Raw genomic sequence first — 23,845 nt, forward strand, 5'->3', positions numbered from 1 at the left:
CCTGATTTCATAAGAGTTTCCAGGCTTGTCATCTGAAAAACATCTAAATTGCATACTCGAATTAAATTAAACTCTTGTGGGGTGGGCATCTTGCCCGCCTTAATTATGCAAGTTAAATATAGTTGTGCCTCCCTACGTGTGTTGATTTAACAAAAAAAATCTATGCAGCTAATTAAAAAAATCTTCGCAATCCCACGAATTATTTACTTCTTTATCCCGATTATAATTATCATTTTCTTATTCACACATTTCCTATCAAACGCGGTTGAAGTCAGTAGCATAGAGTTTATCGGGGAAGCCACTTTACCGAGAGGTTTAATCTTTAAAAAAACTGAAGTTGGAGGTTTATCTGGAATTACCTACGATGCAAAAAACAACCTTTATTATGCTATTTCCGATGATCGGGGACAAAAAGCTGCCGCCCGTTTCTACACTCTAAAAATAGACTTGAGCAAAGGTTCCCTACAAAAAGATACAGTTATTCCTGTCAGTGTTACCACATTATTAAATGAAAATGGTCAAAAATTTCGCCCTAGTGAAACTGATACAGAAGGTATTGCATTAACTAATAAAGCAACTGTGTTTATTTCTTCTGAAGGCGATGTTAGAAAATTAATTAATCCTTTTATCAAAGAGTTCTCCCTATCTTCTGGTAGAGAAATTGCAACGCTTCCCATACCAAACAAATTTTTGCCAGATAAAACTAGTCAAAAAGGTATCCGCAACAATTTGGCTTTTGAAAGCCTTACCATCACACCTGATAAAAAGCATATATTCACAGCCACCGAAAATGCTCTAATTCAAGATGGTGTCGCAGCCAAACCTAATATCGGTAGCCCTTGCCGGATTTTGCAATACAACTTGCTCAACAACCAGCCAGAAAAGGAATTTCTTTACCAAACTGAACCAGTTACACCATTTTTGGATCTGACTGGCAAATTCGCTAGTGGATTACCTGATTTACTTGCTCTCGATAATCAAGGACACTTCCTAAGTCTAGAACGGTCTTTTACTGGTTTAGGATTTGCTATTTCCCTGTTTCAGGTTTCTTTAGAAGGAGCAGATGATATTCATAAAATAGATGGCCTTTTAGCAGTTGACTCTAAGAATATTAAACCAGTTAAGAAAAAACTGTTGTTAGATTTGAGAACTCTAGATGTACTGCTAGACAACATCGAAGGCTTAACTCTTGGCCCTAAACTACCCGATAGCCAGCAATCACTAATTCTCGTCAGCGATAACAATTTCAACTCCCTGCAACGCACCCAGATACTAGCCTTTAAAATTAAAATCGAAACACCACTAATCAGGTTATTACGCCGTTTATTCCCGAATTACAACCATTAGCTGTATGCAGAATAAGGCGCTCCGGCGTAGCCCGTCGTAGACATCGCGTCTTTATTGCTATTTACTTATTTGAAACTTATGTCTGTGGATTTACGGAATCTAATAGGCAACTTTTTCTAGCATATTTATAGTTTACGTGTAATTTCTCAACCGTATTCATTAATAAATATGTTACACAATGTTTAGGATCTTTTGCAGAGAAATTAACTATAATTACAGCATATAATTAATTTTCTCCCAATGATGATATTTTTTAGATTTAAATTTAATAATTAGCTAGGCTTATTAAAGTATTTTGCCAAAAACATTTCTTATAAATGATTTTTATGTCACAAACTAAAATTGAGAATATGGTAGGGCAAAAAGCAGAGGTAGACAATTACATTGGACAATTTTTAAATAATCGCTATTTAATCAAAGAATTGATTGGCAAAGGGGGGATGGGTAGAGTTTATTTAGCAGAAGATACTGCTAAAGGCGGTATGCCGATCGCAATCAAAATCTTATCACTCAGTTTGGCAAATCAGCAAATGTCCCAACGCTTTGCCAGAGAGATTTTTATTGGCGCTCAATTGGGTCGCAAAAGTAAACATATTGTTCGTATTTTAAGTTACGGAGCTACTGAGGATAAAACTCCATTTTATGTAATGGAATACCTCCAAGGAAAAAATCTCAAACAAATTCTTAAAATTCAGCCATTAACAATATCTAATTTTTTGGAGATTTGTAATCAAATTTGTTTAGGCTTACAATGTGCCCACCAAGGTATCAGCCTCAAAGGAGAGATTTATCCGATTGTTCACAGGGATATAAAACCAGAAAATATATTCATTAGTGAAGATAGTAAACAAGGAAAAATTGTTAAAATCCTAGATTTTGGTATTGCCAAGTTTTTAACAGAGCGAAGTGGGATGACCCTGACAGGCTCTTTTATTGGCAGTTTACCTTACTGTTCTCCAGAACATATGGAAGGGCGCAAATTGCTAGATGTGCGCTCTGATATTTACAGTTTGGGAGTACTAATGTTTGAAATGCTGACAGGAAAGCATCCATTTCAGACAAAAAGTAACTCCTTTGGTACTTGGTATCAAGCTCATCGTTTTCAAATGCCACCTACAGTTGAGCAAGTGAATCCGCAAGTCAAAATACCGCAGATATTAGAAAAAATGTTGATGAGTTGTTTAGCTAAAGAAGTAAGCGATCGCCCTCAAAATATCAACCAAATATTAGAAGATTTAGAAAAGGTTAATATTCAGCTTAATGAAGTTAGTCATCACAATAGTAGTGAGATTATTAACCTTTCATGTCCCATCCAATTAGTACCTGCAACATTATTATCAGAAAAAGAGTGTTTGCAGAAAATTTGGCCTAAAAATAAACCAATTGCGCCAATTGGATTTCCGCATTTACTACATACTTCCCAAAGACCTATACCAACTTTTTGGGCAATGTTGCCCAAACAAGAGATTACAAACTTTTTGGATAGAATACATAGCACTGAATTTATTAGTCAAATGAATGTATACCCGATGCTATTATGGGTTACAGTCCTATACAATGCCCAGCCTTCTCTGACTAAGTGGCTACCTTACTTTTTGGATTTGAAAGATAATAAAGGGCAGAAGATAGTGCGTAGTTTAGCAGAAGTAGGCTACTATCATCTACTACTTTTTGCCCTAGAAGATCCAACCCGTTGCTCTCATGTAACGACTTTAAGCCTCACGGCTAACCAGCGCCAGCAACTTATAGATTGCTTAGATATGAGTCAACAGTTAAATGAAATAATTTTACCGAATCAAGCCAAAAATCTGCTAAAAACAGAGTACGAAAAACTGAAGTTAGATATTTTACAAAATTTAGCCGCAGATCAAAAAACTCAGAAAGAAGGTTTAAAAAAATGGATGGCTAAATTTTTGGTGATTTTTTTAAAACTTTTATCACGTCATTGAAAGTCCGTTATCAAAATCAAAATCCTTGCCACGATTACCTAATGATATTCTTATGTGTGTATTACTAACTTTAAATCGACTCAGCAGTAAAGGTGATCAAAGTGAATCAAAGCCCATTTACATCTCCAAGTAGTACGGGCTTGCTTGCCAATCGTTATCAACTCCAGCAATTAATTGGTAGCGGTGGCATGGGTGAAGTTTTTTTAGCAAATGATATTTTGTTAGGAGGTATACCAGTTGCTATCAAGTTTTTGACTCAGACTGTTGTCGATGCCAAGATGGAACAAGACTTTGCTTGTGAAGCTTTAATGAGTGCAGCTTTGAGTCAAAGGAGCGTACATATAGTGCGGGCGTATGATTATGGTGTGAATGAAAAAGGAAAACCATACTACGTTATGGAATATCTAAGCGGCAAGAGTTTAAAAGATTTAATTCCGTTGCCCTTGCCGATGTTTTTGACTCTCTCCCGCCAAATTTGTTTGGGCTTACAGTGCGCTCATCAAGGTATTAACATTGATGGCAAAATTTGTCCGTTAGTTCATAGAGATATCAAGCCTGCCAATATATTAGTTATTCCCGATCCGATATTGGGTCAGTTAGTTAAAATTCTTGATTTTGGTATTGCTAGATTTTTGAATTATACATCAACAGGTACTACAAGTAGGGGATTTAATGGCACTTTACCTTACTGTTCTCCAGAACAGCTAGATGGGGAAAAATTAGATAGTCGCTCTGATATTTATAGCCTGGGTGTAATGATGTTTGAGATGCTCACAGGCAAAAAACCTTGGGAACCAGAAACTGATTACTTTGGTGCTTGGTACAAAGCACATCAGTTTGAAGAACCAAGAGCGATCGCAGATGTTAAACCCAATCTTCAAGTACCTGAAAAGCTAAATAATTTAATCATGGCTTGTCTTGCTAAAAAAGCAAGCGATCGCCCAGAAAATATCGCTGAAATTCTGCAAGTTATAAACAGTTTAGAACAGTCCACTTATCCCAATTTTCCGACAATTTTAGCTTCTAGTCCCATCCTTAGCCGTCCCTTATATTCTGGATTGCCAATCACAGTAGAAGAAAGCTGTCGGCAACTTTTGTGGCCTGAAAATAAGCCAATTCAAGAAATTGTTTTTCCCCAGCTTCTAGACACTGTACAAGGATCTATAACAGCACTATGGTTGATGTTGCCTGAACAAAAAATCAAAAATTATGCCCTTTCTACTCGTTATAACCAGTTTATCTTCATCACATCCCCTCACCCAATGCTGTTGTGGGTGACTGTACTCTACAATCGGCAATTAGCTCCTAAGTGGCTACCCTGCTATCTAGATATGCAAAATCCTCAAAATCTTAGGCTGGTAAGTTTCCTGGCTGAAAATGAACGCTACCCTTTGATTTTCTTTAGCCTAGAAGCACCACATTCTTGCACCAACGTTCTCAGCAGTGGCATTGAGCCAACTCAGCGCCAAATGTTGAAAAGTTGGGTGAAACAGAGTCGGAGTCTACCACCCGCTTATAAACCTCAGTTGAGCAAACAGCTATTAAAGCAGCAGTATAAACAAATGCAATCCCGGATATTGCAGCATCTGGAATCAGAGCCACAGGTTGTATTATCAGGCTCTATTTAACGAAAAATTCGCACCTTGGAGAGACGGGACAAATTCCCAACTCAAAAGACTTGACAAGTAGAAAAAAAATAGTGATAATAGCAAAGTTGCCAAACAAGGGACTGTAGTTCAATTGGTTAGAGCACCGCCCTGTCACGGCGGAAGTTGCGGGTTCGAGCCCCGTCAGTCCCGTTCTAAATTTATGAGTAGTGAATCACCGAACTAAAGTTCGGTGAATTTAGATTTTGAATTCCCCAAAGGGATTGACTCAGAATTCAGGGTTTGAATATAAGCTACATTTATCATGCTTTGCAAAAGAGAGAATCAACTGTGACTGTTAGAGTCCGTATTGCGCCAAGTCCAACCGGAAATTTACATATTGGTACAGCTAGAACGGCTGTATTTAACTGGTTATTTGCCCGCCACCACGGTGGGAAATTTATATTGCGAATAGAAGACACAGATTTAGAGCGATCGCGTCCCGAATACACGGAGAATATTCTTGAAGGATTGCGCTGGCTAGGACTGAACTGGGATGAAGGGCCATTTTTCCAATCCCAACGCCTGGATCTTTATAAAGAAGCAGTGCAAAAACTGCTAGATCAAGGATTAGCCTATCGCTGCTACACTACTTCTGAAGAACTAGAGGCTCTAAGAGAAGCCCAAAAAGCTAGAAACGAAGCTCCTCGCTATGACAACCGTCACCGCAATCTCACGCCAGAACAACGCGCCGCATTTGAAGCAGAAGGTCGCTCCTCTGTGATTCGCTTCAAAATCGAAGATGGGCGGGAAATTGTCTGGAATGACCTAGTAAGGGGAAAGATGTCTTGGCGGGGTAGCGATTTAGGTGGTGATATGGTCATCGCCCGCGCCTCAGAAGAGGGTAGCGGCCAACCTTTATACAACTTTGTCGTTGTAGTGGATGATATCGATATGCAAATCACCCATGTCATCCGGGGAGAAGACCACATCGCCAATACTGCCAAGCAAATTCTGCTGTATGAAGCAATGGGTGCAAAAATTCCAGAGTTCTCCCACACGCCGCTAATTTTGAACATCGAAGGGCGCAAGCTTTCTAAGCGGGATGGTGTCACTTCCATTTCTGAATTTCAGCAAATGGGCTTTACTGCTGAAGGCTTAGTGAATTACATGACATTGCTGGGTTGGTCGCCACCAGACTCGACGCAAGAAATATTTACCTTAGAAGAAGCAGCGAAAGAATTTGGTTTTGAGCGTGTAAATAAAGCAGGTGCAAAGTTTGACTGGGATAAGCTGGACTGGTTGAACAGTCAGTATGTCCACAAGACGCCAGTAGATAAACTCACAGATTTACTCATACCCTATTGGCAAGCGGCTGGGTATAAATTTGATGGTGGAAGAGATCGCGCCTGGTTAGAGCAGCTAGTAACTTTAATTAGCCAGAGTTTGACTCGCCTGGTAGATGCAGTACCTCAAAGCCAACTGTTTTTTAGCGACACAGTTGAATTTAGCGAAGAAGCTAGTACACAACTGAAACAAGAAGGTTCTGCTGCTGTCCTTGAGGGGATTGTCACAGCTTTAGAAAATCAGCCGCAACTGTCGGAAGCCAGCGCCCAGGACATTATCAAACAAGTGGTGAAAGAGCAAAAAGTCAAAAAAGGCTTAGTCATGCGATCGCTCAGAGCAGCCTTAACTGGAGATGTTCATGGCCCCGATCTGATCCAATCTTGGTTACTACTAAATCAAATTGGTTTAGATAAGTCGCGCTTGAGTCGGGCATTAACGGAAGCTAATTAGTGGTAACTTCCGAATTTTAGAAATATTTTAGATTTTAGGGGCGCACATTTGTGTGCCCTTATCCATAAGGTAGAGCAACTATAGGAACAAGAAATCATTGGCTAATTACTAATGGATTATCCCCAATTTCAAATCTAAAATAGGTAGTCAATTCTCCTCATGTTGGGAACTTGGTGTGTAAAATTCATGTCTTCAAAAACACTTAGAAGCGAAGTAATTACAATGCCGACAAAAGCGCTCAATAGAGGGATGAGATTATCGTTGATGATAGTTACGCTCTGCATCACATCAACAGTTAATGCTGTGACTGATGCTCAGGAAGCGCCAACGATATTTGGAGATGTCACTATTGACCCACAGTTTTCGCCAGACCCCCTGACAGTTCGCGGGATGAGTGGTGGCTCAATATCTGGGAGTCAAGTAGGTGGGAGGAGCGAAACAGCCACTGGCCCTTGTACTGGATTTGTTGATGAAACACCAGACCATACATTAGAACTAACAAGTAAATTTGACTACCTGAAATTGCAAGTGCAAAGTCCTGAAGACACCACCATGATTATTAAGGGGCCTGGTGGTACTTGGTGCAATGACGATTTTGATGGCAAAAATGCCGGTATGGTTGGTGAATGGCAGGCTGGAAGTTACCAAGTTTGGGTTGGTTCCTACGAAAAAGGCAAGTATCTTCCTTACACTCTACAAATTACAGAAGTTAAGTAGGGCATGGGGCAATTCAATTTTGGATTTTAGATTAAAGAATTGAAATTTAATCCAAAATCTAAAATCTAAAATTCTCACTCCCCCTGCTCCCTCATCCCCCACCCTGCGGGAAGCTAAAGCTACATCTCCCTCATCCCCCTCATCTCCCCCACTCCCCCAGAATGATGATTGAAAGAGGCTTGAACGACACGAGGAGCATTCTGGAGAAATTCTTCGTGTCTTTGCATCCCATTGCGCTCCCTTTTCTCGTGCGATATTGTATTAAAATTAAGTTAACTTTGATTAAGATTCTTGTTGGCATCGCCATAATGCGCCGATCGCTCTATGGGAGTGCATATAAGAGATCAAATTAAACAAAATGGATTTATAAACATCCGTTTAACATCTGAAAGTAACAGAGTGATTAACATTCGGTTGCTAAGGCTGATGAGTTGTATAGGCATCTAGAGGCAAATTAAGATGAAATTCTCCTGGAAAGTCCTAGTACTCTGGACATTGCCGGCTTTGGTAATTGGCTTTTTCTTCTGGCAAGGAGCCTTTGCAGGCGCTCCTGTTGACGCGAGTAAGAATACAGCCAATACCCGCATGACCTATGGCCGCTTTCTAGAATACTTGGACGGCGATCGCGTCAACAGCGTGGATCTGTACGAAGGCGGTAGGACAGCAATTATAGAAGCCCGCGATCCAGACATCGAAAATCGTGTCCAAAGGTGGCGGGTGGATTTGCCCGTTAACGCTCCTGAGTTAATCAGCAAGCTCAAAGAAAAAGCCATTAGTTTTGATGCTCACCCGATGCGGAATGATGGCGCAATTTGGGGATTGTTGGGCAATCTCGTGTTTCCAATTTTATTGATTACTGGGCTGTTCTTTTTGTTCCGGCGTTCTAGCAACCTCCCCGGCGGGCCAGGTCAAGCGATGAACTTCGGCAAATCCCGCGCCCGCTTCCAAATGGAGGCAAAAACTGGCGTGAAATTTGACGACGTAGCCGGCATCGAAGAAGCTAAGGAAGAACTGCAAGAAGTCGTCACCTTCCTCAAACAGCCAGAAAGATTTACCGCAGTAGGCGCACGCATTCCCAAGGGAGTGCTATTAGTTGGGCCTCCTGGAACTGGTAAAACTTTACTAGCAAAAGCGATCGCTGGCGAAGCAGGCGTACCTTTCTTCAGTATTTCCGGTTCGGAATTTGTGGAAATGTTCGTTGGTGTGGGTGCATCCCGCGTCCGCGATTTGTTCAAGAAAGCTAAAGACAACGCCCCCTGTATCATCTTCATTGATGAAATCGACGCCGTTGGACGCCAACGGGGTGCTGGTATCGGTGGCGGTAACGATGAGAGAGAGCAAACCCTCAACCAATTGCTCACCGAAATGGACGGATTTGAAGGTAATACAGGCATCATTATTATTGCTGCCACCAACCGTCCCGACGTACTAGACTCAGCCTTGTTGCGTCCCGGTCGCTTTGACCGCCAAGTAACAGTCGATCCACCTGATATCAAAGGGCGTTTGGAAATATTGCAAGTCCATGCGCGGAATAAGAAACTAGACACTAGCGTATCTTTGGATGCGATCGCTCGCCGCACTCCTGGATTCACTGGTGCTGACTTAGCCAACTTACTCAACGAAGCAGCAATTCTCACTGCTAGAAGACGCAAAGAAGCGATTACCCTCCGCGAAATTGATGATGCGGTGGATCGGGTAGTTGCGGGGATGGAAGGTACTCCTTTGGTGGATAGCAAGAGCAAGCGCTTAATTGCCTACCACGAAATTGGACACGCCTTAGTTGGGACTTTGTTAAAAGACCATGACCCAGTGCAGAAAGTTACCTTAATCCCAAGAGGACAAGCACAGGGTTTGACTTGGTTTACTCCCAACGAAGAACAGGGATTAATTTCTCGTTCTCAGTTGAAAGCCCGGATTACTGGTGCTTTAGGCGGTCGCGCTGCCGAAGAGGTGATTTTTGGGGCTGCGGAAGTTACCACTGGTGCAGGTGGAGACTTACAACAGTTGTCGGGAATGGCACGCCAAATGGTGACGCGATTCGGGATGTCAAACTTAGGCCCACTTTCCTTAGAAAGCCAACAGGGAGAAGTATTTTTGGGTCGTGACTGGACAACCCGATCTGAGTATTCCGAATCCATTGCCTCGCGCATCGATGGACAAGTCAGGGAAATTGTTGAACAGTGCTACGACAATGCTAAGAAGCTTATCCGCGATCATCGCACTGTCACCGATCGCTTAGTCGATTTACTGATCGAAAAAGAAACCATTGACGGCGAAGAATTCCGCCAGATTGTGGCTGAGTACGCTGAAGTCCCTGACAAGCAGGAGTACGTACCTCAACTGTAGTAGGTAACTCTTTTCTGGGCTAATATCTGGAAATGAGTAAAAGAACAAAAAATAAAATGGGGATGGCGCATACCATCCTCATTTTTTTTAGGTGAAATTTTATAGTTTTAGAACTAGCCCTTTCAAGGTGAACCTTTGTACTATGAAAAAAATGATATTTTAACCCAATTTTGGTATTTTGGCGATTGCGATCGCTACGCCCGCCGTTCGCCTCCGGTCTCCAAGAGTTGGCATCGCTTAATTAAGTTCTTTGAATAAAATTTAACATTGCGTCAATTGACCTGAGTCGCAATATTGCCTTGTTGGCTTGATTGGAATGGTAGCTTAGTTTTTCCAATCAACTAAATAAAAATCCGAAACTGGCAACATGGCTACTGTATATAAATATCTACCCCTTTTTATTTGCAGAAAATGAATAGCAAAGCTAAATTATTGACTTTTAGTACCGTAATGCTTGCTCTTTCTTCTCTAACTCTCGGCACAGTTGTAGCACAGCCAAAATTAACCAACCAATCAAAATTATTCATCAATGGTATTGGATCGGTTCGAGTTGGGATGACTGTTTCTCAAGCGGCAAACGCTGCTGGTACTAAGCTAGTGGGTGATTCGCCGAATAACAGTTGCTACTACGTTAAGCCACAAAACCAACCCAAAAATCTTTCGTTCATGGTTACAGAAGGTCGCATTTCTAGAGTAGATGTGCGGCAGAATACCCAGATTACTACCCTTAAAGGTGCAAAAATCGGCGATACTGAAGCACGCATTAAGTCTCTTTACCCAGGACAAATTAAAGTCACACCTCATAAATACGTCCAAGGCGGACACTACTTGACATTAGTACCGAAAGACCGTGCTAACCAGAACTATCGTGTGGTATTCGAGACTGACGGTAAGCGTGTTACTGAGTTTCGCTCAGGTAAACTACCAGAAGTTGAATTTGTCGAGGGCTGTTCTTGATCTGAGATATCATCAAACTTACTTCCCTAGCTTCTGCAACTTGCGTAGCTTGCCGCCTTTGGCATCGCTGCACTTTACTCCCAAGATAATACAATGCCGTACAGCGCCTTTAATCTTAGCAAAGTAAAAACCGACTTTAAATTAATCTTTGTTGAAAATCAAGATTTATTTCGGGATGTAGAGGCAGTTTCACCTAGTGAATATCTAAAGAAAGATTTTCTCTGAGCATCTACCTTTAGTGACAGCAATAAATACAGAAAAAGCTCGTTCTGAACTAATTATTATGCCTGTTTTAATTGAAGTTAAACGCTTCTTTAAATACCAAATTAGTATATTTTCTGGTTCAGAGTTTAATGTAGATGCTTCTAAAGGCTTAGAAGGACGCTGTGATTTTATTCTCAGTTGTTCACCAGAACAATATGATATTACTAGTCCTGTCGTAACTATTGTGGAAGCTAAAAATGAGAGTATTAAATCTGGTTTAGGACAATGCATTGCGACAATGTTTGCATCTCAATTGTTTAACCAGCAACAAGGAAATATTATCAATGAAATTTATGGTGTAGTTACAACAGGAACAGATTGGAAATTTCTCAAACTTTGTGAAAATACCATCTTTATCGATAAGAACGATTACTTTATTAAAGAAATAGACAAAATCTTAGGAATTCTGACAACGACTCTGATGGCTTGTCCGCAATTTTAGCTTGGGGATGGTACACACCATCCCCATTTTTTTATCGTTCCACTTCATCCACTGCCTTGGGAACTCCCGCAGTTAACACCTCATGTCCATCAGGTGTAACTAACACATCATCCTCAATCCGAATACCAATACCAATCCATCGAGGATTAGTCTCTGGTTGGTCTTCTGCTAGTTTGGTGTCAGGCACAATATATAGTCCCGGTTCCACTGTCAAAATTTGACCTGGTTGCAAAATCTGCGGTTTGTCTTCACCGTGTTGGTAAACCCCAACATCATGGACATCCAAACCTAACCAATGACTGGTACGGTGCATATAATATGGCTTATATTTCTCTTCTTCAATTAACTTATCAATTTCACCTTTGAGGATGCCAAGCTCAACTAAACCTTCCGTGAGAACGCGCACTGCTGTATCATGAATTAATTTGAAAGGATTACCTGGTTGCACTTGAGCGATCGCTTGTTTTTGCGCCTCCAATACAATCTCATACAGCGTCTTTTGTTCTGGCGTAAATTTACCACCCACAGGAAATGTCCGCGTAATATCTGAGTTGTAATAACCGTAAGCACAACCGGCATCAATTAGCAGTAATTCTCCATCCTGCATTTGACGATTATTTTCAATGTAGTGCAGTACGCAAGCATTCACACCGGAAGCCACAATCGAAGGATAAGCCGGGCCTAAGCCACCCCGAACTCGAAAGATGCGTTCCATCTCCGCCTGTATTTCATACTCATAACGTCCGGGTGCGGCGATTTCTTGGGCGTAATTGTGCGCTTCAGTTGCGATCGCAGCTGCTTGACGCATCAACCCCAACTCAGCTTCACTTTTGATTAATCTCATGCTGTTGAGAACAGGGCCAGTATCTTCAATGGCGATCGGGCCTGTACCGCGCTTCGGATAAGTCCGCAGTAAACTTTGGTAATGTCCCAGGATTTGGTCGTTAAAATTGCGATCGCGTCCTAAGTGATAGTAAATGCGGCTGGCTTTTTCCAAATACTGCGGTAACTTTTCATCTAACTCGCTAATCGGGTACGCTTCATCAGCACCATAAATTTCCTTGGCTGCATCTACCCCTGAAAGATAACCAGTCCATACTTCCTTTTCGCGATCCTTTGGTTGGACAAACAGCACAAACCGATGTTCTGAATGATGCGGCGCTAACACTGCTACTGCCTGTGGTTCGTTAAATCCAGTCAAGTAGAAAAAATCACTGTCTTGGCGATAAACATACTCGACATCGTTGTGCATTACTGCCATTGGCGCACTGCGAAAAATGGCTGTCCCATCACCAATTTTTGCCATTAACTGTTCGCGACGCTGCCGATATTCTGCTTGCATAGCTGATGTATTTATGAAAATATTGTGTTATTTTACACTTTTGACAACTAGAGGATGCACAGATGGTGCTTCTCGGTAGTTGCTAATCTAAGTTATTCTAACCAATATTTGTTTCCACTCAAGTCATAAATCATTAGAGAATAATCAATTATCTTGAAAAGCTCAGATCCCCGACTTATTAAAGAAGTCGGGAATCTAGTCATGAATAATTTAGACTTGCTATACAAACCACTATGTAATACTGCTGTGATTACATAGTGAAAGTATTTTATGTAACCGAATAACAATTACATAAATATGTATGTTCTAATTGAACATTTTAAATGTAAAAACAATAGATAAAATAAACAATGTTTATCTATAAATCATCATATAGATAAAGCACAAAATTTATTTTGCAATTGCTTATATAGAACTTGAAAATTTTATGATAATCGTTTAAAACAAAGGATACTTATCTTAAAAGAATGACATTAATAAAGAAAAAATAGTTATAAAGAAATCTTAAAAGCCTGGTAAATGTTATTTCGTTACAGAAAGAGATTGCCTAAAAAAGTTAAAAAAATATGACAACCAATAATAAAAATACACCATGCCTGAAAGTACAAATTCCTCACCCTTATCTTTGAATACATCTAAATGGGCATCAGAGTCTTTGGCAAAATCACAAATCTTGACAACTTCTTTTGAGAGTTTAAATTCTGATTTGGGGTTTGGGAATAAGAGTTCCTTACTAGCACTAGAAAGTGAATCGGTGAGTGCGCCTGTTAAAACGTCAGCAAATCCCAATCCTAATCCTTACTTAACTAGTGCGGCGATTACTCCTGACTTTAACGGTGATGGCAAAACGGATAAAGTTTGGGTCAATTCTACAACGGGTGAGATTATCATTCGGTTGATGGATGGAACAAACGTTATCGAACAAGGTTCTCTAGGTAATTACGACGTATCCGCCTATGATTATAAAATTGCTGACTTCAATGCTGATGGCAAAACCGACTTCTTATTACGCAATAAGACAACTGGTGAGAATACCATTGCGCTAATAGATGGCACAAAAGTTGCTAATGCGGCTTCTCTAACCAGCGTTGACCCAGCTTGGACTCCTCAAATTGGCGATTTTAATGGCGATCGCAAAACCGATATCTTCTGGCATAATGCCACAACCGGTGAGAACGCTATTTGGGAGATGGATGGCACCACAGTCCTGAATGCAACTGTTCTAGACACTACAGATGCAGCACTAACTCCTACCGTTGTTGATTTCGACGGCAATGGTAAGAGTGACATTTTCTGGCGCAATCAGACAACCGGCGATAACGGCGCTTGGTTTATGGATGGTACGCAAAAGAGCGAATTTGCGCTGCAATCACAAGATGCCGCCTGGACTCCTAGCCTTGGTGATTTCAACGGCGACTATAAGACTGACATTCTGTGGAGAAACGCTCAAACTGGTGAGAACAAGGTTTGGACGATGAATGGTATCTTAACCACAGAGGGTGCTTTGGGGACACTTGACTCATCCTGGACTTCCAAAATTGGCGATTTCAACGGTGATGGCAAGACCGATATCTTCTGGCACAATGGAACCACAGGTGCGAACACCGCTTGGTTGATGGATGGTACAACAGTTGCTACTGAAGCGTTCTTACCGGCTAATGACGCGGCCTTGACACCATCCCTTGGCGATTTCAACGGCGATGGTAAGACCGACATCTACTGGCGCGATCAGACAGCTGGTGCAGACAAGATTTGGACTATAGATGGGACGACAGCCACTGAGACTCCTATCAACGACGCAGATAAGGTTGGCCCAGAGTGGTATACGTTCTAAAACCCAATAGGTTCGGTTAAGACAATAGACATAGAAGTGAAAAAGAATTGTTTTGACGTAGCAGTGCTACGTCTCTACATATTTAATTTCACTCCAATGTTTAATTAACCTAGTAGAGAGGCGAAATTTCATATCTCTACTTTCTTTTGTTAAAACTTGTAACTCAAAACCTGAATCACGCTATTTTCCGGCAAATCTTTAGGGCTAATGGAAATACTATCTCCGTTGCTACGCCGCACTGCCATACCTTGCATCAAGGTGAGAAAATTATCGAGTGGCGAAATATCGCACTTAGTAGCATCAGCGCCCTGTGTCCGGTAATGGGTCGGAATCACCAACTTGGGATTTAACACTTGAACAGCTTGCTTTGCTTCCTCAGCATTGTAGGCTTTTGCACTGCCTCCCACTGGAATAAATGCCACATCGGGACGTCCCATCAAGATTTTTTGCTCAATGGAAATCGGTGCAGCAGCTCCCCCTAAGTGTAAAATATTAATTCCGCCTTGCTTCCAACTCCAAGCAGTATTTAAACCAAACTGCCTACCACCTTTGCGATCGTGGTCTATGGCAATTCCTTGGAATTTAATGCCTTTGAACTCGTAAACTCCTGGTTCGTAGATGAGTTTTGGATTTCCCGGTAGTATGTCCACAGCACCTTCATCCAGTAATTGGCTGCTAATCAATACCAAATCTGCTGCAACTTTTGGTGGACGATACCCAGCAGTACAGCCCGCCGCCCGAAATGGATTGACAATAATTTTCGCACCGCCACCAGTAAAAAGAAAGCAAGTATGACCCAACCACTGAACTGATAAACCGCTAGATTGTGCGTCAGCTTGAGATTCAGAACCCAAGTTAGTAACCAAAGCTGTTACCAACCCCGCCCCAGCATAGCCCATCAACTGTCGTCGTTTCATAAGAAAATCCCTGATACGGCTGGAAACCACGCTTGCTTAGACAGTGGAGGAAAGCCGAACAGCAGTTTTAACTGCTGTGGCTCTCCAGGAAGAATATCCCTTAAATTTACACTCAGTTGGTAATGCATTCTGTGTTAATCGTTTACCAGTATTTAGGCAATGTAAGCTGATTGTTTTTCTGCCTGGATTTTTTTTAGTTGGAGACTCCTGCCAGCCACCAACATAACAAAATCCAAATTTTGGATGTTTGATTACTGAACCGCGTTTAAATCCCGCACTAATCGTTCCACCATATCTAGAACGAATATGCCCCACAGAATGCTGTAATCTATGAAGCTGGCGACGATGAAATTCTAATGGCACGACCTCAACCAATGCTGTATTTTCGGGCTTGATATGCCCACCAACAAACCAGTTAGCTAGCACCCATGAATCAACACAGTGGGCAAAAAAGCTATTGGACAATTTATTTTTAGACTTTTTCAACCCTAAACTTTGACGCATCTCGTAAGTGTCGTTCCCTGTGCGAGTTTCCAAGTTGGCAAGCCTTTTAAGTTCTGAGTAGAACCACTTTTTGCCAACTTCTAAAGGGCTAAACATTACGTTCCACTTAGTGCCATTTTTCCAGGTTTTAGCCTTGATATCCTCAACTACAAAAGTTGAGACAGGAAATATTAACGTCAACCAGTTGCAAATACGCAACTTCCATTGCCACCTCGCCTTAGTAGATGGAGGTATTCTTTTTTTATTTACAAGTCGGTTCTTCCGATTTTGTCGGCAAGGAGTATTACGAAATCGCCTAGCACGTCGCATATTACAACGAACTTCTACGTGGTCTTTTACCCAATCAACGGCATGAGTGTGGATATTTATATATGTATGTATCTTTGATTTCACCGTGAACCCCTCACGCTTACTACCAGGGTCAATTCCAACGGCAATTGGCTGAGTATTTCTATTACTTGGTTCTTGATTTAATCGAACACAGAATACTCCCTTTTTAAAGAATGGTGTAGCTTTACCTGATTTAATCCAACGCTTTGCTCTACTAGGTGTCGTTGGCATCAGAGGACGGTTATTTTTGTCAACTACTGATACAAACATTTACGATAAATCCTATTGCTAGGTGTGTATATCCCATCGCTACTGATTGCCTAAGAGGTTAAGAACTTGGGAAGCATTCAAAACGTGTTGTGGGCTACCACGCCCAGGCAATTCAGTTTAGGCTTTAAGCCTGTAAGCTAGACACTTTTTTAGTCTTGTATCGAAAAGGTGGTTAGTCTTTCTCTTACAAGCCCTGTCTCTTTAGAGCAGGGTTTGTGACTAATTATGCTCTCGACTGTAACTGTTCCAGAAAATTTCGCAATAACTGTTTTCCTGAAGATGTCAGGACACTCTCTGGGTGAAACTGGACGCCCTGAATGTGAGGATAGTTCCGGTGCCGGACTCCCATAATGGTGTTATCTTCAACCCAAGCGGTGATTTCTAACACATCTGGACAAGTCTCACGTTCTATCACCAAACTATGATATCTGGTGGCGGTTAGAGGATTTTCTAATCCCTGGAAAACCCCGACTCCAGTGTGAGACACCTGAGAGGTTTTACCATGCATCAACTCTGGAGCAGGAATTATTTTACCACCAAACACTTGACCGATGCTTTGATGTCCCAAACAGACACCCAAGATTGGCAACTCTTGTCCTAGCTGTTCAATCAATTCTAAAGAAATGCCGGCATCTTCCGGGCGACCTGGCCCAGGAGAAATAACCACGGCTTCCGGCTTTAATGCCCGAATCTCATCTATGGATATCTTGTCGTTACGAAAAACTTTAATATCATCTGCCACTGGGAACTCTGCTGCCAATTCTCCCAGATATTGCACTAAATTATATGTAAAACTGTCGTAATTGTCGATAACTATAATCAAAGCTGATCACTCCTGGTTTTTACCACTCATCAGTTGCAAAAAGCATAGACCAATATCTGATGCTATTTGTTCGCTAGGTGTAAAAATAACGCTGACGTGGATGCGTACATATAAAGCGGCTACTCTACAACCAGCCACTTTCTAAAGATTACCAAGTCCCCACACGCTCGTTGCAGTGGGCTTTCTGCTCTAGTAACTGTAACCCTTTACCCAGGATGCTTGGCACGTAGGCGTAGCCCGTCGTAGACATCGCATTACTTAAATTTTAAATTGTTTATAATTTGTTCTCCAAAGGCGATCAAACAGAGCGTGATCCTCTTACCAAGTCACTTGGTGATGCCTGCGGTTTTTGCTAGCCGAAGCAAATCACATCTACAAAGCCGATATAATTAACTTTACCAGAGGAGGGAGCAATAGCGTACCAGCTACCAGCACCGCTACCAAAGCAGAGATAAGCACTGCACCAGCTGCACAATCTTTAGCAATTTTTGCCAATTCATGGTATGTCTGCTTAACGGTTAAATCCACAAGGGACTCGATCGCTGTATTTAGTAACTCTAGTGCCAAAACTAAACCACTAGTTATGCCAATTACGGCTATTTCCACGGCTTGCAGATGCAAAAAAACGCTTAAAGCGATCGCTAAAGCGCAAACACTTACGTGGATGCGAAAATTACGTTGAGTTTGGAAACTATAGCTGATTCCAGCCCAGGCATATTTAAAACTAACAAATAAATTAGAGGCTACTTTCCAGGAAAATTCCCGTTCGTTAGACACCAGTGTTTGTAACGAGGTGGGCGTTGGTGATGGAGAAATTTTTTGGGACATAGACTTAAAAAAAACAAGAACAGAGTTGCTACAGTGGGAATATTCGCCGATCTTAATAGCGGAATTAACTTTCAGGCAATCTTTAAGCAATTTTCCACAGAAGTATTATAAAAGTATTACCCAAAATTAACACTAAGAGATACACATCCTGCTATTCCATGTCAATAGCAATACCTATTGCCTTCAGCAATATCACTTGCTGTTCTAACATTCGTCCCAAAGTTTCTTCATCAGGATGATCCCAGCCCAACAGGTGCAATAAACCGTGAGCAGCTAACCAGGCTAGCTCAGTTGGTAAGGTATGTTCCTGCTGTTGAGCTTGACGTTGTGCTGTATCTACAGACACAATTATATCACCTAAGTATAATGGTAGAGAAGCAAGCATTTCTTCGCTTTGAGGAAAATCCACCTCCAAAGCAGCAAAGGCTAAAACGTCTGTGGGCTTATTTTGTTGACGATACTGAGCATTCAGTTCTTGAATTTGCGAGTCATCTGTCAAACGCAGCCCGATCTCATAACTTGGCGCTGGCGGAATATGAGGGTGAAGTATTTCCAACCAGCGATTAAACCAGTTTTCCCAAGTTTCAGGAGTAATTCGGGGATCAATCTCCTCAAATTTTACAGATGTTGTCGGGGACAACTCGTAAAAATCATCCTCCACATATAGTTCAACTCTCAGGGGCACACAGTCTCCTAGTCTGAGGTTTACGGTTTGTCGTTAGTGAGTTAGGTAAGCAAGACCAACAAGGAGAGATAAAAGCCCGACGGCAGTCAACGCAAAATGCTTTAGGGAAGTTCCACCTTTCCGCACCATGTTTCGCATGGCGAGTTTTACGTAGCTAGGTTGAGGTTCTGTTGAAGGAGAGTTGCTCATAATTATTTATTTGTCCACAGACTCTTTTATAACTGTAACAGTTGCTCTGGGATAGAATGGCGATCGCCTGTATATAGAATAAGGAATTTCTCTAAAAACGCTCCAATGAGAGGAAATGCTATGCGATGTCTACGACGGGCTATGACGCTCGTTCGCGCAGCGTGCCGTAGGCAAGACTCGCTAACGCTTCTCTACGAGACGCTACGCGAACGCTATCGGCGTTGCGCCAATCTGAAACACTAAAAATAAATAACAAGCGCTAAGTAATGTTAAAAATAACTCCTTAGCACTTGTAAATAACCCCAAATTATGCAGAAGTGTTTTCTACTAATTTATTTTCTTGGCGCAGATAAGCTTGAATGAATGGATCAATTTCGCCATTCATCACATCGCCAATCGCCGTTGTTTCTCTATTTGTACGTAAATCCTTCACCATTTGGTAAGGGTGAAACACATAATTACGGATTTGGTTTCCCCAGGAGGCTTCCACCATATCGCCGCGAATTTCGGCAATTTCTTGGGCGCGTTGCTCCTTGGCGATGACCAACAGCTTTGCTTTGAGGCGATTTAGGGCTTTTTCTTTATTTTGCAGCTGCGATCGCTCTTCTGTACAGCGCACGGCAAGACCTGTGGGAAGGTGAACAATCCGCACAGCAGTTTCTACTTTGTTGACGTTTTGTCCACCTTTACCACCAGAACGAGTTGTGGTGATTTCCAAATCTTTGTCTGGAATATCCAACTGCACGGAGTTATCAATCTGCGGCATCACTTCCACCCCTGCAAAACTGGTTTGTCGCTTGCCGTTGGCATTAAAAGGTGAAATCCGCACTAAGCGATGTGTGCCCATTTCCGATCGCAAGTAACCATAAGCATAGCGACCAGTAATTTCTAGGGTTGCCGATTTAATTCCGGCTTCATCACCCTCCGACTCTTCAGCTAAAGTTACCTTATAGCCATGAGCTTCGCCCCAACGGGTGTACATCCGCATCAGCATAAATGCCCAGTCTTGAGCGTCTGTGCCACCAGCACCAGCATTAATCGTCAGTACAGCACCTTCCGCATCATAGGGGCCAGAAAGTAACTGTTGTAACTCCCACTGATCCAGGTCACGATTCAGTTTAGTGATGGTAGATTCTGCTTCTTGGAGTAGCGCCTCATCAGTTTCTAACTCCAACAACTCAACAACAGCCTTAGTATCTTCTAGATTCGTATGCCAGCGATCGTATTGCTGGAGGTGGGCTTTCAGGTCGTTGAGTTCTTGCAGCGTTTGTTGGGCTTGGGTTTGGTCATTCCAAAATTCTGGCTGTGCTGATATTTTTTCGAGGTCTTGAATTTTGGCTGTCAGTGCAGGTACGTCAAAGATAGTCCTGGGTTTTACCCAGGCGGCCAGACAACGTTTCGATTTCGCGTTTGAGTTCTAAAACTTCCATAGTGCTTGCTGAATGATAGATAGAGCGCTTTGGATTGGAAAATTGCTCTTTATTCTACTTACATTTATTAATTTTAGCTGTAGTTGAGCAAATTCTCTGGAACTTGTATAGGTTACAAAAATTACTTGAAATTATCAAGCGATTCTTTGGTCACTGAAGTGGTTTGATTTTGTTGTTGCAGATAGGCTTTGATAAAAAAATCAATTTCACCATCTAAAACCTCTGCCGCAGCAGGTGTTTCTACATTGGTACGTAAATCTTTCACCTTGGTGTAAGGATGCAAGATATATTCACGGATGAGCTTGTTGGATAGACATTGTATCAGCCGAGGTTGAATTTTGTCAAGCTCGACACCTTGGGCTAGTGCGTAGGCGTAGCCAGCCGTAGGCATCGCAAACAGTTTACTCTTGAGAATAGCTAAGGCTTTCTCTTTGTTGTGCATCTGGCTGCGTTCTTGGTCGCAAAATACACTAATTCCCGTAGGAATGTGAACCACCTTTACCCATATTTCGGAGTGATTGATATTCCTGCTATTGCTGTGCCACCTAGTTATTTCCAAATCCTTCTCTGGAATCTCACACTCAACGGACTCACCCAATATTGGGATAACTTCTACACTAGCCAAACTCGTCCGCAAGCTGTTAGTAACATCGAAGGGCGATATTTGCTGTAGTTGATGTGTGCCTGTTTCTCATTTGAGGCAGCCATATGCATAACGACCGATTATTTCCAAGGAGGCAAATTTAATCCCAGCGAAATCTCCGCAAGATTCTTCCACTAACAGGATTTTGTAACTGTGGCTTTCTCCCCATTTACAGTACATTCGTAGCAGCATATATGCCCAATATTCAGCATCTACACCATCAACCTCAGCAGTAATAGTGAGTAATGCACCTTTTTGGTCGTGGGGGTCAGACAATAACTGTCGTATTTCTGCTGTTTCGAGTTCTTGTTGGAGTTGGGTAAGATTGGTTTGCGCCTCTTGCAACAATTGCTCATCGGCTGATAATTCCAACAATTCAAGTGCAGCCTTGATATCTTCTAGAATCGAACACCAGCGCTGATATTGCTGATGCTTGTAAAATATCGAGTATTCAATTTCTTGAAGTGTCTCATAAGCAGGAGTTGGATTATTCCAAAAATCAGTTTGAGCAATTACTTGATCTAAATATTGAATTTTTGCACTCAGTTCTGCCAGGTCAAAGACAGCCTTCAGCCTTCCCCAAGATATTAGACAACCTTTCTACTTCGATTTTGATGTTTAAGAGTTCTAGCATAGTTTTGCTCACTTGAGGCTGAACTTATCTACATATTCTACTATTAAAACGATGAAAAAACCGTGGTTGCTAAAAATTTAACCACGGTTTTACCTTATAAAACTTTACTTTTGTTAGTGGCTACAGACAATTAATCGCGGCCATTGATGGCAATTAGCAACCGCAAGATAAAGACGAACAAGTTGATGTAAGTGAGGTACATCGACAAAGCAGCAGGCAGATATTGGTCATCGCTGTAAGTGCGGGGCAAGATGTAGAAATCGACAACAGAAACCCCAACAAACAGGAATACTCCTAAACCGGAGATCGCAATTTCTAACCAATTTGGCGTGTAAACACCAAACATGGCAAAGGCGAATTGGGCAAGGCACACAACCACCAAGGCGATAACACCGAGATTGATGGTTTTCGTCAAAGCCATCCCATCTTGTTCAGAAAGATTTGAACCAATTTGACGGGCAGCAATAAAGGTGACACCACAACCAAGGGCAGCCAACCCAATGCCTTGAATGCCAACACCTTGGGATCTCAAAGCGACAAATATCAAGCCACTGAGAGTATATCCAGACAAGAGGCTGTAGGTTGCCAACAGGGGTAGTGCAAGACCCTTGTTACCTTTTTGGGCAACATTTTGAGCAACAAAAAACAAAATTAACTCCAAAATCACCGCACCAATGAAGGTGGGAAAGAATATTCCGGGGTTAGTACGAATAACTCCCAAACCCCCGTAGGTTCCTAATGCCGTTAGCACCAATCCACCACCGACATAGGGGAGGGCGTTGGCAATCACATTTGGGCCAACGAGGGCGTGAGATTTAGCCTCACGGATAGCTTCACGAAAATTACTGGTATTGCTCATATTGAAAAACTGTTTTTTAGGGAAACGTTCTGCTTATTCCTATTCTTACCAAGATTTAGGGCAAGTAACCAGGAAGGGGTTACGCAAGTTAGAAGGCAACTAAACAAAAAAAATTATGCCAGGTTGAAATTTTTATCTAAAAATCAAAAATAACCTGCAACAGAGAGAATAGGAAAATCATGCGTAATAATACTGAACTGTTAAGTCCGACTGCTGATAAGTTCAGTGAAACGACGATGGCTTATTCTGGCTTGACTAGAGAAAATAATGACAGCTTAAAAGAAAATATACGCAGCTCCAATTTCTGAGGAATAGGAGTTACAACAAGGGAATGTATATGGCAACAAGTGAGTCCTCTTTACGAATTGATGGTATAGAATTATTACACTTGTACCACCAGAATCCTTCTATTAAACTTCGTAATAAACTTGTACAGTTACATACTGGCTTAGTGCGGAAAATGGCTCATAAATTCAGCCATCAATGTAATGAACCTTATGAAGATTTAGAACAAATCGGTTATTTTGGTTTGATTAGGGCAATTGAGCGCTTCGACCCTAGCCAAGGATATGCTTTTAGTTCCTTTGCTGTACCATATATTCGCGGTGAGATGCTGCACTTTTTGCGCGATCGCAGTACTCTATTAAAAATTCCCCGTCGTTGGCAAGAACTATACAATGAAGGGCAAAAGATTCGCAAGGACTTGGCAATGTCTTTAGGTCGCCTTCCCAAAGATGCTGAAATCGCTAAGGAACTTCGGGTATCTCTGCAAGAATGGCAAGAAACCAAGTTAGCTGCTCAAAACCGTATGCCTTTGAGTTTAGATGCCACCGCACTTAACTATGTTGATTGCCAAATAACCTTGGGTGAGGCACTTCCTTGTCCTCGTTCTCATGTTCTCCTGCAAGAAGAGGAAGAACGCCAACAACTCCAAGGCGCAATAAATATGTTGGAAGAAAAGCCCCGCATGGCAGTTGAAATGGTATTTTTGAAGGAACTGTCTCGCAAGGATGCTGCTAAGAATATTGGCACTAGTCCAATGACGGTAACGCGGTATCTGCAAAAGGGAATCCAGGATTTGATTTACTATTTGCAACCACAGGTGATGCCCACTGGATCTTGATGTCATTAGTCAATGGTCAGTGGTTAGTA

At 41.8% G+C, this 23,845-nt stretch carries 19 protein-coding genes, 1 tRNA gene and 1 pseudogene; 11 read left to right on the top strand and 10 right to left on the bottom strand.

The genetic code is table 11. The annotated features are described in order from the left end of the window. Nucleotides 1–162 precede the first annotated feature (162 nt). The 9 genes from HWQ23_RS30130 to HWQ23_RS30170 all read left to right on the top strand — a co-directional run bounded on the left by HWQ23_RS30130 (nucleotide 163) and on the right by HWQ23_RS30170 (nucleotide 11,405). Nucleotides 163–1,347, top strand: coding sequence for an esterase-like activity of phytase family protein (locus HWQ23_RS30130; RefSeq protein WP_292837024.1), 1,185 nt, complete (start codon nucleotides 163–165; stop codon nucleotides 1,345–1,347). Between the two features lie 326 nt (nucleotides 1,348–1,673). Beyond that, the gene (locus tag HWQ23_RS30135) at nucleotides 1,674–3,296 is read left to right on the top strand and encodes a serine/threonine protein kinase (protein ID WP_292837026.1); all 1,623 of its coding nucleotides are present in this window, start codon (nucleotides 1,674–1,676) and stop codon (nucleotides 3,294–3,296) included. A 101-nt stretch (nucleotides 3,297–3,397) separates the two neighbouring features. Next, nucleotides 3,398–4,924, top strand: coding sequence for a serine/threonine protein kinase (locus tag HWQ23_RS30140; protein WP_292837028.1), 1,527 nt, complete (start codon nucleotides 3,398–3,400; stop codon nucleotides 4,922–4,924). Between the two features lie 97 nt (nucleotides 4,925–5,021). Further along, nucleotides 5,022–5,095 (top strand) — tRNA-Asp (locus HWQ23_RS30145). A gap of 138 nt (nucleotides 5,096–5,233) precedes the next feature. Beyond that, on the top strand, nucleotides 5,234–6,679 hold the full coding sequence (gltX, locus tag HWQ23_RS30150) for a glutamate--tRNA ligase (RefSeq protein WP_292837030.1): 1,446 nt from the start codon (nucleotides 5,234–5,236) through the stop codon (nucleotides 6,677–6,679). 222 nt (nucleotides 6,680–6,901) lie between these two features. After that, nucleotides 6,902–7,396, top strand: coding sequence for a hypothetical protein (locus HWQ23_RS30155; RefSeq protein ID WP_292837390.1), 495 nt, complete (start codon nucleotides 6,902–6,904; stop codon nucleotides 7,394–7,396). 459 nt (nucleotides 7,397–7,855) lie between these two features. Continuing rightward, nucleotides 7,856–9,742: an ATP-dependent zinc metalloprotease FtsH2 gene (gene ftsH2 / locus HWQ23_RS30160; RefSeq protein WP_292837032.1), complete on the top strand. Its 1,887-nt coding sequence runs from the start codon at nucleotides 7,856–7,858 to the stop codon at nucleotides 9,740–9,742. Between the two features lie 411 nt (nucleotides 9,743–10,153). Further along, the gene (locus HWQ23_RS30165; protein ID WP_292837034.1) at nucleotides 10,154–10,699 is read left to right on the top strand and encodes a hypothetical protein; all 546 of its coding nucleotides are present in this window, start codon (nucleotides 10,154–10,156) and stop codon (nucleotides 10,697–10,699) included. A 238-nt stretch (nucleotides 10,700–10,937) separates the two neighbouring features. After that, nucleotides 10,938–11,405, top strand: a complete 468-nt coding sequence (locus tag HWQ23_RS30170; RefSeq protein ID WP_375466460.1) for a hypothetical protein — start codon at nucleotides 10,938–10,940, stop codon at nucleotides 11,403–11,405. Nucleotides 11,406–11,436: 31 nt separating this feature from the next. Here the strand turns inward: HWQ23_RS30170 and HWQ23_RS30175 are convergent, their stop codons facing one another. Next, nucleotides 11,437–12,747 (bottom strand): aminopeptidase P N-terminal domain-containing protein, encoded by a 1,311-nt coding sequence (locus HWQ23_RS30175; RefSeq protein WP_292837036.1) that lies wholly within the window; start codon nucleotides 12,745–12,747, stop codon nucleotides 11,437–11,439. A gap of 592 nt (nucleotides 12,748–13,339) precedes the next feature. Here HWQ23_RS30175 and HWQ23_RS30180 point away from each other — a divergent pair. Beyond that, nucleotides 13,340–14,581 (top strand): FG-GAP repeat domain-containing protein, encoded by a 1,242-nt coding sequence (locus tag HWQ23_RS30180; RefSeq protein ID WP_292837038.1) that lies wholly within the window; start codon nucleotides 13,340–13,342, stop codon nucleotides 14,579–14,581. 149 nt (nucleotides 14,582–14,730) lie between these two features. On the opposite strand, the gene HWQ23_RS30185 is transcribed toward HWQ23_RS30180, so the two are convergent. From HWQ23_RS30185 to HWQ23_RS30225, 9 genes and pseudogenes are all read right to left on the bottom strand, one after another. Continuing rightward, nucleotides 14,731–15,498, bottom strand: coding sequence for an MBL fold metallo-hydrolase (locus HWQ23_RS30185; protein ID WP_292837040.1), 768 nt, complete (start codon nucleotides 15,496–15,498; stop codon nucleotides 14,731–14,733). 36 nt (nucleotides 15,499–15,534) lie between these two features. Next, nucleotides 15,535–16,602, bottom strand: coding sequence for an RRXRR domain-containing protein (locus HWQ23_RS30190; protein WP_292837042.1), 1,068 nt, complete (start codon nucleotides 16,600–16,602; stop codon nucleotides 15,535–15,537). A 223-nt stretch (nucleotides 16,603–16,825) separates the two neighbouring features. Further along, nucleotides 16,826–17,425, bottom strand: coding sequence for an anthranilate synthase component II (locus HWQ23_RS30195; RefSeq protein ID WP_292837044.1), 600 nt, complete (start codon nucleotides 17,423–17,425; stop codon nucleotides 16,826–16,828). A 372-nt stretch (nucleotides 17,426–17,797) separates the two neighbouring features. Beyond that, nucleotides 17,798–18,253, bottom strand: coding sequence for a diacylglycerol kinase family protein (locus HWQ23_RS30200; RefSeq protein ID WP_292837046.1), 456 nt, complete (start codon nucleotides 18,251–18,253; stop codon nucleotides 17,798–17,800). A gap of 151 nt (nucleotides 18,254–18,404) precedes the next feature. Continuing rightward, nucleotides 18,405–18,932 (bottom strand): rRNA maturation RNase YbeY, encoded by a 528-nt coding sequence (gene ybeY, locus HWQ23_RS30205; protein WP_292837392.1) that lies wholly within the window; start codon nucleotides 18,930–18,932, stop codon nucleotides 18,405–18,407. Between the two features lie 39 nt (nucleotides 18,933–18,971). After that, nucleotides 18,972–19,127: a DUF3285 domain-containing protein gene (locus HWQ23_RS30210; protein ID WP_292837048.1), complete on the bottom strand. Its 156-nt coding sequence runs from the start codon at nucleotides 19,125–19,127 to the stop codon at nucleotides 18,972–18,974. A 307-nt stretch (nucleotides 19,128–19,434) separates the two neighbouring features. After that, nucleotides 19,435–20,557 (bottom strand): peptide chain release factor 2 gene (gene prfB, locus HWQ23_RS30215; RefSeq protein ID WP_292837050.1). Its coding sequence is split into 2 segments (ribosomal slippage): nucleotides 19,435–20,484 and nucleotides 20,486–20,557, totalling 1,122 coding nucleotides; the frame shifts between segments, so codons are not numbered across the junction. A 121-nt stretch (nucleotides 20,558–20,678) separates the two neighbouring features. Then, a pseudogene (locus HWQ23_RS30220) lies at nucleotides 20,679–21,834 on the bottom strand (PCRF domain-containing protein). A gap of 130 nt (nucleotides 21,835–21,964) precedes the next feature. After that, entirely contained in the window at nucleotides 21,965–22,693 is a 729-nt protein-coding gene (locus HWQ23_RS30225) for a Bax inhibitor-1/YccA family protein (RefSeq protein ID WP_292837052.1), read from the bottom strand. Nucleotides 22,694–23,030: 337 nt separating this feature from the next. On the opposite strand from HWQ23_RS30225, the gene HWQ23_RS30230 reads away from it, so the two are divergent. Continuing rightward, on the top strand, nucleotides 23,031–23,816 hold the full coding sequence (locus HWQ23_RS30230) for an RNA polymerase sigma factor SigF (protein ID WP_292837054.1): 786 nt from the start codon (nucleotides 23,031–23,033) through the stop codon (nucleotides 23,814–23,816). Nucleotides 23,817–23,845: the final 29 nt, after the last annotated feature.

The organism is Nostoc sp. JL33 (assembly GCF_017114985.1).
Classification (GTDB): domain Bacteria; phylum Cyanobacteriota; class Cyanobacteriia; order Cyanobacteriales; family Nostocaceae; genus Nostoc.

Coding starts and splice junctions, on each gene's coding strand:
- HWQ23_RS30130 (WP_292837024.1), top strand. CDS start 163: ATGCAGCTAATTAAAAAAATCTTCGCAATCCCACGAATTATTTACTTC.
- HWQ23_RS30135 (WP_292837026.1), top strand. CDS start 1,674: ATGTCACAAACTAAAATTGAGAATATGGTAGGGCAAAAAGCAGAGGTA.
- HWQ23_RS30155 (WP_292837390.1), top strand. CDS start 6,902: ATGCCGACAAAAGCGCTCAATAGAGGGATGAGATTATCGTTGATGATA.
- ftsH2 (WP_292837032.1), top strand. CDS start 7,856: ATGAAATTCTCCTGGAAAGTCCTAGTACTCTGGACATTGCCGGCTTTG.
- HWQ23_RS30165 (WP_292837034.1), top strand. CDS start 10,154: ATGAATAGCAAAGCTAAATTATTGACTTTTAGTACCGTAATGCTTGCT.
- HWQ23_RS30175 (WP_292837036.1), bottom strand. CDS start 12,747: ATGCAAGCAGAATATCGGCAGCGTCGCGAACAGTTAATGGCAAAAATT.
- HWQ23_RS30180 (WP_292837038.1), top strand. CDS start 13,340: ATGCCTGAAAGTACAAATTCCTCACCCTTATCTTTGAATACATCTAAA.
- HWQ23_RS30185 (WP_292837040.1), bottom strand. CDS start 15,498: ATGAAACGACGACAGTTGATGGGCTATGCTGGGGCGGGGTTGGTAACA.
- HWQ23_RS30190 (WP_292837042.1), bottom strand. CDS start 16,602: ATGTTTGTATCAGTAGTTGACAAAAATAACCGTCCTCTGATGCCAACG.
- HWQ23_RS30200 (WP_292837046.1), bottom strand. CDS start 18,253: ATGTCCCAAAAAATTTCTCCATCACCAACGCCCACCTCGTTACAAACA.
- HWQ23_RS30210 (WP_292837048.1), bottom strand. CDS start 19,127: ATGAGCAACTCTCCTTCAACAGAACCTCAACCTAGCTACGTAAAACTC.
- HWQ23_RS30225 (WP_292837052.1), bottom strand. CDS start 22,693: ATGAGCAATACCAGTAATTTTCGTGAAGCTATCCGTGAGGCTAAATCT.
- HWQ23_RS30230 (WP_292837054.1), top strand. CDS start 23,031: ATGGCAACAAGTGAGTCCTCTTTACGAATTGATGGTATAGAATTATTA.